At 34.6% G+C, this 13,960-nt stretch carries 13 protein-coding genes and 1 pseudogene; 11 read left to right on the plus strand and 3 right to left on the minus strand.

Going from position 1 to position 13,960, the window contains the following annotated elements; translation table 11 throughout:
* Positions 1 to 35 precede the first annotated feature (35 nt).
* The 8 genes and pseudogenes from AB3X49_RS10115 to bcbE all read left to right on the plus strand — a co-directional run bounded on the left by AB3X49_RS10115 (position 36) and on the right by bcbE (position 8,934).
* Positions 36 to 1,844, plus strand: coding sequence for an IucA/IucC family protein (locus tag AB3X49_RS10115; protein WP_367961835.1), 1,809 nt, complete (start codon positions 36 to 38; stop codon positions 1,842 to 1,844).
* A gap of 67 nt (positions 1,845 to 1,911) precedes the next feature.
* Positions 1,912 to 3,754, plus strand: a pseudogene (locus AB3X49_RS10120) (IucA/IucC family protein).
* Complete coding sequence (locus AB3X49_RS10125) at positions 3,741 to 4,979, plus strand: AMP-binding protein (protein ID WP_002126944.1); 1,239 nt, start codon at positions 3,741 to 3,743, stop codon at positions 4,977 to 4,979. Before AB3X49_RS10120 ends, AB3X49_RS10125 begins: the two are co-directional and overlap by 14 nt.
* Positions 4,976 to 5,251: a petrobactin biosynthesis protein AsbD gene (gene asbD, locus AB3X49_RS10130; protein ID WP_002064932.1), complete on the plus strand. Its 276-nt coding sequence runs from the start codon at positions 4,976 to 4,978 to the stop codon at positions 5,249 to 5,251. Before AB3X49_RS10125 ends, asbD begins: the two co-directional genes overlap by 4 nt.
* Positions 5,252 to 5,275: 24 nt before the next feature.
* On the plus strand, positions 5,276 to 6,280 hold the full coding sequence (locus AB3X49_RS10135; protein ID WP_002126945.1) for a DUF6005 family protein: 1,005 nt from the start codon (positions 5,276 to 5,278) through the stop codon (positions 6,278 to 6,280).
* Between the two features lie 14 nt (positions 6,281 to 6,294).
* Positions 6,295 to 7,137 carry a sugar phosphate isomerase/epimerase family protein gene (locus AB3X49_RS10140; RefSeq protein ID WP_002126948.1) on the plus strand — a complete coding sequence of 281 codons (843 nt, stop codon included), beginning with the start codon at positions 6,295 to 6,297 and terminating at the stop codon, positions 7,135 to 7,137.
* A gap of 122 nt (positions 7,138 to 7,259) precedes the next feature.
* Positions 7,260 to 7,466 carry an alpha/beta-type small acid-soluble spore protein gene (locus AB3X49_RS10145; RefSeq protein ID WP_000113539.1) on the plus strand — a complete coding sequence of 69 codons (207 nt, stop codon included), beginning with the start codon at positions 7,260 to 7,262 and terminating at the stop codon, positions 7,464 to 7,466.
* 217 nt (positions 7,467 to 7,683) lie between these two features.
* Entirely contained in the window at positions 7,684 to 8,934 is a 1,251-nt protein-coding gene (gene bcbE / locus AB3X49_RS10150) for a bacillibactin exporter BcbE (protein ID WP_367961847.1), read from the plus strand.
* A 48-nt stretch (positions 8,935 to 8,982) separates the two neighbouring features.
* Here the strand turns inward: bcbE and AB3X49_RS10155 are convergent, their stop codons facing one another.
* Positions 8,983 to 9,600 (minus strand): LysE/ArgO family amino acid transporter, encoded by a 618-nt coding sequence (locus AB3X49_RS10155; RefSeq protein WP_002126952.1) that lies wholly within the window; start codon positions 9,598 to 9,600, stop codon positions 8,983 to 8,985.
* A gap of 122 nt (positions 9,601 to 9,722) precedes the next feature.
* Between AB3X49_RS10155 and AB3X49_RS10160 the strand changes: the two genes are divergently transcribed.
* Both AB3X49_RS10160 and AB3X49_RS10165 read left to right on the plus strand, forming a co-directional pair.
* The gene (locus AB3X49_RS10160) at positions 9,723 to 11,165 is read left to right on the plus strand and encodes an aminotransferase-like domain-containing protein (protein ID WP_367961843.1); all 1,443 of its coding nucleotides are present in this window, start codon (positions 9,723 to 9,725) and stop codon (positions 11,163 to 11,165) included.
* A 12-nt stretch (positions 11,166 to 11,177) separates the two neighbouring features.
* Entirely contained in the window at positions 11,178 to 11,345 is a 168-nt protein-coding gene (locus AB3X49_RS10165) for a DUF3933 family protein (RefSeq protein ID WP_000816387.1), read from the plus strand.
* A gap of 105 nt (positions 11,346 to 11,450) precedes the next feature.
* On the opposite strand, the gene AB3X49_RS10170 is transcribed toward AB3X49_RS10165, so the two are convergent.
* Both AB3X49_RS10170 and AB3X49_RS10175 read right to left on the minus strand, forming a co-directional pair.
* Complete coding sequence (locus AB3X49_RS10170; RefSeq protein ID WP_002126956.1) at positions 11,451 to 12,416, minus strand: patatin-like phospholipase family protein; 966 nt, start codon at positions 12,414 to 12,416, stop codon at positions 11,451 to 11,453.
* 82 nt (positions 12,417 to 12,498) lie between these two features.
* Complete coding sequence (locus AB3X49_RS10175; protein WP_000540422.1) at positions 12,499 to 12,657, minus strand: YjcZ family sporulation protein; 159 nt, start codon at positions 12,655 to 12,657, stop codon at positions 12,499 to 12,501.
* Between the two features lie 224 nt (positions 12,658 to 12,881).
* On the opposite strand from AB3X49_RS10175, the gene AB3X49_RS10180 reads away from it, so the two are divergent.
* Positions 12,882 to 13,634, plus strand: a complete 753-nt coding sequence (locus AB3X49_RS10180; protein WP_367961845.1) for a YwqG family protein — start codon at positions 12,882 to 12,884, stop codon at positions 13,632 to 13,634.
* Positions 13,635 to 13,960 lie beyond the last annotated feature (326 nt).

The following is a 13,960-nucleotide window of genomic DNA, read 5'->3' on the forward strand; positions in this document are numbered from 1 at the left end:
AAATGATAGTGTTCGTCTAAAAGAGGAGGAGCAGTATGCAGCATGCGAAACAAATCGCGGAACATGCAACAATACAAAGCTTTTTAAATTGTTATTTAAGAGAAACAGGAAGTGGAGAATGGATTACGGAGGATAAAAGGATAGAAAATATTTTCTGCCATTCATTTCAAAGAGACGCTATCCCCACTTATTTATGCTGTCGGTTATCGGCACAAAACGTTACTTTGTATGGGGAAGTTATATATAAATCGTCAACGGACCGTCATCTATTTGGAGAACAATTTTATTACCAAATTGGCGAAAATAAAAATGTTATTAAAGCAGATTATATTACGGTTATTATGTTTTTAATAAAGGAAATGTCTATTAACTATGGAGAAGGTACGAATCCTGATGAACTTATGCTTCGAGTTATCTGTAGTTGTCAAAATATTGAGAAGTTTATACAAGGAAGGGAGCAGGATACAGCTGAATTATATGGTTTCCATACGACTTTTATAGAGGCGGAGCAATCTTTATTATTTGGACATTTAACTCATCCTACACCAAAGAGTAGACAAGGTATATTGGATTGGAAAAGTTCAATGTATTCTCCTGAATTAAAAGGGGAGTGCCAACTTCACTATTTTAGGGCACATAAAAGTATAGTAAGTGAAAAGTCATTGTTAAAAGATTCTACAACGGCGATGATAAAAAAGGAATTAAAGAACGATGAAAAGGTAGGTCAAGAATTTATTGAAGAGTACTGTCAAGAAGATGAATATTCATTAATTCCAATCCATCCGCTACAAGCAGAATGGCTATTACATCAATCTTATGTGCAAAATTGGATGAATCAAGGTGTACTTGAATATATTGGTCCAGTAGGTAAGTGTTATATGGCGACATCATCACTTAGAACGCTATATCATCCTCATTCGAAGTATATGTTCAAGTTTTCATTCCCTGTAAAGGTCACGAATTCAATGCGTATTAATAAATTGAAGGAACTTGAGAGTGGACTTGAAGGTAAGGAAATACTGAATACTAAAATTGGAGAGGTGCTAGAAAAGTTTCCAGGATTTGATTTTATATGTGATCCGGCCTTTATTACTTTAAAATACGGGGCACAAGAGTCTGGATTTGAAGTGATTATTCGAGAAAACACATTTTATAGTGAAAATGAAAATGATGCAACGCTTATCGCTGGATTAGTACAAGATGCAATTCCGGGTGAAAGAACTCGTTTAGCAAATATTATCCATCGCTTAGCAGATTTAGAAGGTAGAAGCTGTGAAGAAGTAAGTTTAGAGTGGTTTAGACGATATATGAATATCTCTTTAAAGCCGATGGTATGGATGTATTTACGTTATGGCGTTGCATTAGAAGCGCATCAACAAAATAGTGTTGTTCAATTGAAAGATGGTTATCCAGTTAAGTTTTACTTCCGTGATAATCAAGGTTTTTATTTCTGCAATTCAATGAAGTCAGTGCTAGATAATGAACTAGCGGGTATTGGCGAACGTACTGGGAATTTATATGACGATTACATTGTAGATGAAAGATTTCGTTACTATTTAATTTTTAATCATATGTTTGGACTAATTAACGGTTTTGGTACAGCAGGATTAATAAAGGAGGAAATTCTTCTTTCGGAATTAAGGTCTGTACTTGAAGCGTTCCTTCCATATAACCGCGAACCTTCTACATTTTTAAGTGAATTGTTGGAAGAAAATAAATTGGCATGTAAAGCAAATTTGCTAACGAGATTTTTCGATGTTGATGAACTGACAAATCCTTTAGAGCAAGCAATTTATGTACAAGTAGATAATCCACTCGTTAGAGAAGTGGCTGTTCGTTCATAAGTAGTGCTAAAATTTCACGTAATACAAATAATGGAATTTGATATTCCGTATTATAGCGGAGGGATTTATGAAAGAAGAAGTTTATCACATAAAAATATTGAAGGCACTCCAATCAAAAGAGTACATTTCAGTAAGAAGAAGAGTATTCCGGCAATTAGTAGAATCGTTAATTTATGAAGAAATCATTACGCCGATTCGTATACAAAAGGGAGAGCAAATACTTTTTATTATACAAGGTCTTGATGAAAAGGATCAAAATGTAATGTACCAATGCTATGGGCAAGAACGTATGACATTTGGGCGTATTTGTTTACATGACTCATTAATAATGAGAGTTCAAGATGAGGAAGAAGAAATACAATCAGTTTCACAATTTTTACAGGAGATTTTTCGGATTGTTCAAGTGGATCGAACGAAATTGGATTCTTTTATTCAAGAATTAGAACAAACAATCTTCAAAGATACGATTGCACAATATGAGAGAAGTTGTGAAGAAGACTATCTTGCGAAATCTTATGATGAGCTTGAAAGTCATTTAATAGATGGACACCCGTATCATCCTAGTTATAAAGCACGCATCGGGTTTCAATATCGTGATAATTTTCAATATGGATTTGAATTTATGCAATCAATGAAAATTATATGGATTGCAGTTCATGAGAAATATACGACTGTAGGATATGAAAGTGAAGAGAGTTATAACTGTACCTTTAAAGAAGAAATTGGTGAAAAGAAAATCGAAGAGTATATGGATCGTATTCGAACAATGGACTGTGATTCGAAGAAGTACATGTTTATACCTGTTCATCCTTGGCAGTGGGAGAACTTTATTATTCCGAATTATACTGACCATATACAGGATAAATATATTATTTATTTAGGGAAATCAGAAGATGATTATTGCGCGCAGCAGTCGATGCGGACATTAAGAAATGTTACGAATCGAGAGAAACCATATGTAAAGTTATCAATGAATTTACTCAATACTTCAACTATCCGTACATTAAAACCACATTCGGTTGTGAGTGCACCTGCTATATCGAATTGGTTAAAAGATATAGTAAATCATGACCCTTATTTAAGGGATGAATCGCGTTTAATTTTGTTAAATGAATTTTCGAGTGTTACGTACGATGCGAATAAAAAAGCTACGTATGGCTCATTAGGATGTATTTGGCGCGAAAGCGTTCACAAATATTTAGATAAGAAAGAAGAGGCAATCCCATTTAACGGTTTATATGCCAAGGGAAAAAATGGGACACCAACTATTGATTTGTGGTTAAAGAGATATGGAGTAGAAAGCTGGTTACAATTGCTTATTCAAAAAGCAATTATCCCAGTTGTACACCTCGTTGTAGAGCATGGAGTCGCATTAGAATCACATGGGCAAAACATGATTTTAGTTCATGAAGAGGGAATACCAGTCCGTATTGCACTAAAAGATTTTCATGAAGGACTGGAGTTTTATCGTCCATTTTTGAAAGAACTCGAAAAATGTCCTGACTTTACTAAAATGCATAAAACATATGCGAATGGTCAAATGAATGATTTCTTTGAAATGGACCGTATTGAATGTTTACAAGAAATGGTTTTAGATGCGCTTTTCCTATTCAATCTAGGTGAACTGGCTTTCGTGCTGGCAGATGAGTATCAGTTGAAAGAGGAACAATTTTGGATCATTCTTGTTGAAGAAATAGAAGATCATTTTGAAAGATTTTCGCATTTGAAAGAACGTTTTGAAGCATTACAATTATATGCACCTACATTTCATGCAGAGCAATTAACGAAGCGTCGTTTATATATGGATGTGGAATCGCTTGTTCATGAAGTTCCAAATCCATTGTATAGAGCAAAGCAACTTACAATACAAAAATCAGTTGTTACAGGGGGGAAATCATGCTAATCGTTAATAAACAAGAATTTAGCAAATATGATTTTGAATTGAGATTACAAGGTTACGAGAGAGTGGAACAATTTCAAGAAGCAGAAGGAAATAGATTTGCACTTTGTCTGAAAGATCCATTCGATATTATTACGCTTGTGTTTTTCCTAAAAGAAAAAAGAGCATCTGTACTACTTATTCATGAAGATACGCCAAAGGATACAGCTATTGAAATGGCAAAGCGCGCAAAGTGTACTGCACTTTTATACGGAGAAAGTAACGACTTTACAAAATTAGAAGTTCCAAATCTATTACAAGAAGAATCGTCTTTATTGCAGTATAGTTCAGGTACAACAGGAGAGCCAAAACTGATTCGTAGAGCATGGACGGAAATTGAAACAGAAATTGCTGCTTACAATGAAGCTTTAAAATGTGAAGAAGACGAAGTGCCAATTGTAATGGCTCCAGTTTCACATTCATACGGATTAATTTGTGGCACGTTATCAGCAATTACGAGAGGTAGTAAGCCTATAATCATTACAAATAAAAACCCTAAATTCGCGTTAAATATAGTTCGTAATACCGAAAAACATATCATATACGCAGTACCACTTATGTTACATATTATGGGGAGTTTTCCACAAGGGACTTTTCAGTTTCATAAAATTATGACATCAGGATCACCTTTGCCAGAAACGCTATTTTATAAGTTAAAGGGCATGACGAAATACATGATGCAGCAGTACGGCTGTTCTGAAGCTGGTTGCATTAGTATATGTCATGCTATGGAAACACATTTGGATTTAGGAAAACCACTTCCTCATGTAAGTATTAACATAGGTTCAAATGAAGATGAACCTGAAGAAATCGTAGTGAAAATTGCTGAAAAGGAGATTTATACAAAAGATTTAGGTTATAGATCTGAGCAAGGCATTCATTTCATGGGGCGAATAGATGATGTTATTAATGTGTCCGGTCTAAAGGTATTTCCTATAGAAGTGGAAGAAACGATGCTTCGATTAGAAGGTATTCAGGAGGCGATTGTATACCGGGGCAAGCATCCTGTGATGGGAGAAATAGTAAAAGCGAAAGTAGTCTCTCGTATTGAACCAGTACAAATACGAGAATGGTGCATACAGCATTTACCGTCTTATAAAGTGCCACATGAAATTGAAAATGTAGCAGAGATTCCGAAAAATAAAACAGGGAAAGTAAGTCGGAAGTTATTAGAGATGGGAGAGATAACAACATGAGTCGTGAAATGTTAAAAGAAGCAGTTTTAAGTATTATGAGAGAAAAAATGGAACTGAAAAATGTAACGCATTTAGAAGAAACGATGCGTTTAAATCAAGATTTATATATAGATTCGGTAATGATGTTACAGCTTATAGTATACATAGAAATGGATTTAAAGCTATGCGTTCCAGAGGATGAGATAGACCCAAAGGCGTTTCTTACTGTAGGATCTTTGCTTGACTTTATGGAAGAGTTACAGCCGTTACACGAAATAAATGTGAATAACTAACCTTTTAGGAAAGTGGATGAGAGTATGACTTCAATTAAAGTTCACTGTTTAGTGAGTTGTTTTTGTGAAATTATAAAAAGGCGTAGCGATATAGATTTCCGTCCATTTTATTTCGGATTATGGGATGGAGATTTTGATATAACAGAAGGCGGGATTATTTCTTATCATTCCGAAAACATTAATCATGATAACTACTTACTTTGGTATGAAAAATTGTATGGCATTAAAGTGAACGAATGGTACGATCATTCAAAAGATAAAAGTAGCAATGTAGAAACATTTTTAGAATTAGTAGAAAATAAGCCAGAAAATCGTTACGTAATTGTAATGGTTGATATGTCTTTATTGCCTGAGAGAGAAAATAAGTTTCATCAAAAACCGTTTCCGCATTACTTAATGATATCGAAGACAGAGAAAGAAGATGAATGGTTCATGCTTGATCCTGATTTTCGCTGGGAAGGGAATATGGAAAGAGAAAAAGTGCTCCATTCTGTTAAAGACAACCCATTTGGTGGAGGCTATTTCATTGATATAGAAGGAATTCAGGAGCCAACACAAGAGATGGTAGAAAGTTATTTCATGGAAACATTCAAAAAAGATGATAATGAACTAACAATGGAATTAAAAAAATTAATAATAAAAATGGTAAATGAAGAGGATGGGTATTCACTTTCCGGGCTCGTAACGGCAGTAAAGCAAATACCTGTATTGGCAATACGTAAATATAGCTATGAACATGCCTTTGCATACTTCCGTGAAACTTTACAATATTCGGAGCAAGAATTTGATTATTGGTGTGATCGAGTGGAAGACATTGTACAAGGATTTACAAATGTACAGTACCGTGCTATTAAAATGGCAATGACAAATAATAAAGATATGTTATTACCAATTGTTGAGAAACTTGATGAAATGAATACAATTGAACTGCAAATTAAGGATGAACTAGAGAAACAGTTTCTGTTATGGAAAGAAATGATAACAAATCAGTCTTTCTTAACTAATACAAGTTCATTGAATTTAAGATAAGGGAGTTCAAACCAATGAAATATTCGCTATGTACAATTTCATTTCGCCATCAACTAATTTCATTTACTGATATTGTTCAATTTGCATACGAAAACGGTTTTGAAGGAATTGAGTTGTGGGGGACCCATGCACAAAATTTATATATGCAAGAGCGTGAAACGACAGAACGAGAAATAGATTATTTAAAGGATAAAAATTTAGAAGTTACGATGATAAGTGATTACTTGGACATATCATTATTAGCGGATTTTCAAAAAACGATGGAAAAATGTGAACAGCTGGTAACACTAGCTAATTGGTTTAATACAAATAAAATTCGTACGTTTGCCGGGCAAAAAGGTAGTGAGGATTTCTCGGAACAAGAGAGAAAAGAGTATGTGGAGCGAATTCGCATGATTTGTGATCTATTTGCTCCGCATAATATGTATATACTATTAGAAACACATCCAAATACGTTAACGGATACTTTGCCGTCTACTTTGAAATTGTTAGAAGAAGTAAATCATCCATATTTAAAAATAAACCTTGATTTTCTTCATATATGGGAGTCTGGTGCAGACCCTGTAGATAGTTTTCATCGATTAAAGCCGTGGATACAACATTACCATTTTAAGAATATATCATCAGCGGAGTATTTACACGTGTTTGAACCAAATAATGTATATGCCGCTGCTGGAAGTCGTATAGGAATGGTTCCATTATTTGAAGGTATTGTAAACTATGATGAAATCATCCGGGAAGTGAGAGATACTGATCATTTTGCTTCGCTTGAATGGTTTGGGCATAATGCGAAAGATATATTGAAAGAAGAAATGAAAGCATTAACGAATAGAAAATTAGAAGTAGTAAGTTCATAAGGTGAAATGATGAAAGAGTCTCGTTTAGGAGACTCTTTTTTTATTTTATCAATAACCAAAAATTACCATGTATTTAATTTCGGATTTGATACAGTTTAATATATATAAGGAGGTGATCGGTAATGGCTAGAAATCGTAACGCTAATCAATTAGCATCACATGGAGCACAAGCAGCTCTAGATCAAATGAAATATGAAATTGCACAAGAGTTTGGTGTACAGCTTGGAGCTGATACTTCTTCACGTGCAAACGGTTCTGTAGGCGGTGAAATTACAAAACGCCTTGTAGCAATGGCAGAACAACAGCTTGGTGGCGGATATACTCGCTAAATGTAGAAGGTTATAGGAGAAAGGAAGGATTCTTCCTTTCTTTTTTATTTTCAATTAATTGGTATGGATATATTGTGAACAGGATTCAAAGAATAGGAGTAATGCTATATTTTACCCAATTTCTTTTGTTGTAAATGGAAAGTAGTAAAGATGAAATAGCCCTGGTGGAATGTAAACATAATTTCCAGCAGGGCTATTATATGGTAAGAAATATATGATGAAAGGTTCCGAAATCAACATGTTAAAAAAAGAAAACTGTTGTTTAATTGCACTTGCATCAGTTCCACTTGTTATGACGCTAGGTAATTCAATGCTTATTCCAATCCTGCCAACCATTGAAAAGAAATTACATATTTCATCTTTCCAAGTATCCATGATAATTACAATTTATTCTATCATTGCAATTATACTTATACCGATTGCTGGTTATTTATCAGATAGATGGGGACGAAAGATGGTAATGGTTCCAAGTTTATTAATTGCAGCTATTGGAGGAGCGATAACGGGATGGGTATCATGGAAAGTTGATAACCCTTATGTTTGGATTCTTATCGGAAGAGCAATTCAAGGGATAGGTGCTGCTGGTGCTATGCCAGTTGTCATACCATGTGTCGGTGATTTATACAAAGATGAAAAACAGGTTAGTGCAGGTTTAGGAATCATTGAGACGTCAAATACATTTGGAAAAGTATTGAGTCCCATATTAGGATCAGCTCTTGCAGCTATTGTATGGTTCTTACCATTTTGGGCGATTCCAGTTTTATGTGTAATATCGATTGTTTTACTACTGGTACTAGTAAAGGCGAAGAAACAAGAAGAAGAAGTCCCACCACTTAAAGAATTTATTCAATCTATTATCTCTACGTTTCGAAAAAAGGGAAGATGGTTAATTGCCATTTTTATACTAGGTGCAATTATTATGCTTATTTTATTCGGAATACTTTTTTATCTGTCAACTATACTGGAGTCGAAGTACGATATTCATGGTATATGGAAAGGGTGTGTACTCGCTATTCCTTTACTTGTACTATCACTTAGCTCATATATGGCTGGTAAAAAAATTGGAGATAAACAAGATATTATGAAAAAGTGTATCTATATTGGATTTTTACTGGCTGCTGCATCTGTCTTCTTACCTTTATTTCTAAAAGGAATCTATTTGCTACTTCTTTGTCTCGTTATTATGGGGGGAGGAATTGGTATGGCGTTACCATGTCTAGATGCTCTTATTACACAAGGGATTGAAAAAGAGCAGAGGGGGACAGTTACGTCATTTTATAGTTCAATGCGATTTATCGGTGTAGCAGCTGGACCACCCCTGTATTCTTTTTTTATGAAAGGGGCAGACCATGAAGTGTTTTATTTAACAAGCATCTTCGCTGCTATTGGTGCTGTCATAGCAATTATTTGGATTAAACCAGCAAAAGATGAAATGATGTTAAAACAGAAACCGGAACCAACTTCATAATGCGAAAGAGAATTGCATGCCAATTACATAACATGCAATTCTCTTTAATTAGTTAGGAAAAACAACTTGTTTTAACATATAAAGTGCGACTCCCCATATGAGTAGCCCTGAAATTTTATTTAATACTATAATCGTTTTTCCTGTTGAGTCAAATCCTTTTAGAAATTTTCCAGCAAAAGCTAAACTAATAAACCAGATCCAAGAAACTATAATTGTTGCAAAAGTGAAAGCCCATTTCTCACTTCCTATGTACTGTATAGAGTTTGTTCCGATTACACCAATTGTGTCTAAAATTGCGTGTGGATTTAGTAATGAAACTGATGCGGCGAAAATAATTTGATTTTTTAAAGGCATGCTTTTTTCTTGTTTTACATCATTTGAAGAATCGCTTCTCCAAATAACCCAGCCCATATACATAAGAAAGAAAAATCCAATCATATACAAGGTGGTTGTTAACCAAGAGAAAGTTAAGAGGACAAGGGAGACACCTTGTACAGCAATTAATATTAATAATGTATCACATATAGATGCAGTCAAGACTACAGGAGCAGCTCGCCAAATATTTGGTTGACTAGCGCCTTGGTTAAAGACGAAAACATTTTGGACACCTAATGGAATGATAAGACCAAATGCAAGGATGATACCGTGAATAATTGCTTCACTCATCAGATTACCTCCTACTTAATTTGATTAATTATGATAGTCTATATTGTATAGAAGAAATGAAAATTTGTATCCATCCATATGGTTGGATAGGTTACCAACCATAAAATATGTGAGGTGATATAATGGAAAGGCTCGTTTGGAAACCTAATATGTCTTCATCTATTCCTTTGTATAAACAAATAGAATCTTATATAAAAGAGAGAATTGTTAATGGGGAATGGACAATTGGAACTAAATTACCTTCACAAAGAGCTTTGGCGCATGCGTTTGAAGTGAACCGAAGTACAATTGTAATGGCTTTCGATGAGTTAATAGCAAAAGGGTATATTGAGGGGAATGGACGGAAGGGAACAATTGTTATAAAAAATAGTGAGAATACTTCAACATATGCCCCGCCTCCAAACTGGCAGTCTTACGTAGAAACAGGACTTCATTATCCGAATCTTCCTGCTGTACAAGAGATTAATCAAGCTGAATTTACTCCCAATGTAATTCGATTAGGAACAGGTGAACTTTCACCGAGTCTCTTGCCTGAGAAAAAGATGAAGGGTATTATTAATAAAATTTTACAATCAAATGTTCCACTTGGGTATGAGGAACCGAAAGGGAATCTCCATTTAAGAGAAAAAATTGCGGAATATTTAAAAGGGCATGGGGTATATGTATCTCCTGACTCTATTTTAATTGTTTCAGGGGCAATTCAAGCATTGCAGCTTATTTCTATGGGGCTTCTTCCGAAAGGAGCGTCAATTTTATTAGAAAAACCATCATATTTATATTCGCTTAATGTATTTCAATCAGCAGGAATGCGCTTGATTGGAATACCAATGAATGAGAATGGTATAAATACTTCATACATTACAAGATATAAGAAACAATTTAACGCATCTATTTTATATACAATCCCATCTTTTCATAATCCGACCAATTTTAGTACGAACGCTAAGAAGAGGGAAGAAGTGATGGAGATATGTAATGAAATTGGATTACCTATTATTGAGGACGCGGTATATCAAGATGTATGGTTCGATGCACCAGTTTCAAAACCTTTAAAGGCATATGATAAAAATGGGATCGTGCTACATATTGGAAGTATGTCCAAAGTCATTAGTCCTGGTTTAAGAATTGGGTGGGTTGTTGGATCAGAATCCGTTATTCAAAGATTAGCAGATATAAAAATGCAAACTGATTATGGTTCAAGTTCTATATCCCAGCAGATTGCAGCGGAGTGGTTCGAAAATGGATTGTATGATGAACATTTACAGTTTGTAAGAAGTGAATTGAAAAAACGTAGAGATTTTATGATAAGTATGTTAGAAAAGTATTGTAGTGGCATTGCAACTTGGCATGAGCCAGTAGGAAGCTTTTACATTTGGCTACATATAAATCTACCAATCTCGAATCGTAGTTTATTTGACAAAGCTTTACAAGAAAAGATTTTATTAAACCCAGGCACTTTGTATGATAGAAGTGCTAACCAATTTTTACGTCTTTCTTATTCCTATGCAACTGTAGAAGAAATTGAAGTTGGAATAAAAAAGATCGCGCAATTAATTAAAGGGTAAAAGGAGAAAAACATGAAACAATATGTGATTTGCCAAATGATTGATGGAGATAAGTATTTAGCTGCTTATGCGGAAACAAAACAGGATGCAATTGAAAAAGCAGAACTGTTAGGATTAAGAACCGGAAACCGTTACATAGTAATTACCGCGGAAGAAGCTGAAGGGTTAACTTATCCTTAAGTAATGTGTGTGGTACGTAGGAGATAAATAAGCCTAGTAATATATGAAATTACTAGGCTTATTTACTATTAAAGCGTCAAGTCTTCTCGTATGAAAATAAAAGTATTATGAGTCAAGTTGACGGAAAAATCGATTGGTTTTGCGATCTTGATTTCCATTTCTATATTCATCAACATATTGTCTGAAGTTCCAAGATTGTAAAAATTTATTTGCGGAGTTATAACCAGAATTGTACAGCCATTCTTTTTCTTCTTTCGTTAACTCAAAATTTGTACTTGTAATCGTCCCTGTTGGAATTGTAATAGTTCTAGCCTTTGATTCTTTATCTAAATGCCGTAAATCATGAGCTTGCATCATCGTTTTAAATAATCCTTTGAACATGGAAATAGGTTCGTCATAGTGGGCGGGATCAGCTTGAATCTCATCTTTTACAAAATGAAATCCAAAGGTAGGCCAGCGAGGAGAAGTCGGTGAATCGAAAATCCAAATTGGGTAATTACTTAAAATACCGCCGTCAACCATATAACAAGGCTGCTTCCATTTTGGTGTTCTCCATTTTACTGGCTCAAAGAAGAAAGGGATTGTACTACTCATTCTTACTGCTTTAGCGATAGAGAAGCGATAATTTAAAAATCCGTAGTTTGGTAAGTCATCGGGAAAAATAACCATTTTACCATTGCTTATATCTGAAGCAATAATTTTGAGTTTATTCAAATCGGGTAAGTCTGTAAACAAATGAATTCCTTTTTTTCTAAGCAGGTCTTCTAGCCATTCTTCGAGAAATACATTTGAATAAATACCTAGAGTAGACCAAGCGCTTAATCCTTTACCAATAAAGGGGATTCTATCAAGAAAAGTTTTTTTAGTGAATTTTTCATAATCAATGTCTGTTACAATCGTTTTTAATTCGGAACAAGAATATCCTGCTGCTAGAAGAGCTGCAATAATAGCGCCGGCTGATGTTCCAGCTACGCGCTCCCATTCATATCCTTTTTCGGCTAACGCGCAAATTGCCCCCACATGCGCAATTCCGCGTACACCGCCTCCTTCAAAAACACCATCAATTTTCATTGAACATACTTCCTTTCTAAAAAATGAAAATGGAAAAAAAGCACGTATTGTACGTGCTTTTTTACAATAGTTTTTAAGTTTACTAGCAGCCTACAAAGCCGCCCCAACAGCTAGCGCCGATGATGATTAGAAGGATAAATAAAACGATTAATAAAGCGAAACCTCCATAACCACATCCACCACAACTACCGCCGTAACCGTAACCACCGCCGTAGCCGCCGCAACTATATCCGTAACCCATGTGGAATTCCTCCTTAAATTAAAAATAAAAATGAACGAGGGGAAAATGTACTGGAAGAAATAAAGAACTATCGTGTTTGTAGGAACAATGTATACTATGCTTTTTTAAACTTGTTCGCGTACGAGGGATAAGCCCGTTTTTTGGAGGGCTTGTTGATTTTACAATGAATGGAGTATAATCTTTGTGCTATGATACAAATAAGTATGTAAATGTAAGGAGAATTTATGGAAAAGAAAATTGAAATATTAATTGATAAATATGAACTAACACATTTGAAACAGGAACTTATTAATACTGTATTTCCTTGTGTAAAAGTTGTGCCAAAACAACAGGAAATAATTACGATAGGCAGTTCGAAAATGGGCGGAGTTCCTGATTTGCCAAATACATTTGAATATCCAACATACAAAGAGAATCCGTTACGTTTTATCGCACAATTTAATTTAAGTGATTTACAAAACGTTGGTATGGATCACAATCTTCCTAAGACAGGGATGTTATATTTCTTTAGTATTGAAAATTACTTTGAAGAAGATGTGGATCCAACCGAAGCTGGACGTGTACTTTATTATAATATCCCTGTAGAGCAATTACGTAGAGCAGATGAAATACAAGCGAAATATAACCAGTGTGCAATTAATTTTGAACTGACATATAAATTGCCAGAGCTTTTCATTGAAGATGAGGCGGATTCAGATCGTTTCTTGCAATTACTTGAAGAGCTAATCCCAGACAACTATGATAATCATCAAATGTTTGGAGAACCATTCTCTGTACAAGATGAGGTATTGTACGAGACTGGACAATATATGTGGATAGATCCACAGCATATGACGCTCTTATTCCAAATTGATTCAGATACTAAAAATTGTAATATGATGTGGGGAGATTTAGGGATGCTTTATTTCTGTATTGGAAATGAAGACTTGAAAAATCGCCATTTTGAAAATACATGCTGTGTGTTGCAAACTTGCTAAAAAAAGGGTTGTTCTTTTTCTAAAAGAACAACCCTTTTAAAAATGTTAAATATGCATAATCTCATATGACCTATTTTAAAAAATATTGTATACTCTGAAACTATTCGATACTTTTTTGTATAGTTATAGAATGTAAGGAGTGACAAGATGGGAAAGACAAGTAAGTATGTGACAGCTGCCGCACTTTGTTCAACTATAGTAATGGGAGGCTTACAGGCGTCAGCTGTATCTTATGCGGCTACGAATCCGACTACAGTGACAACACAATCAGATGCAAAGTTGTTAAATGATTTCAGAAAAGAATTAAAAAAACAGATTGATAATAG

The sequence above is a fragment of the Bacillus sp. C30 genome, assembly GCF_040838255.1.
GTDB classification, from domain to species: Bacteria; Bacillota; Bacilli; order Bacillales; family Bacillaceae_G; genus Bacillus_A; species Bacillus_A mycoides.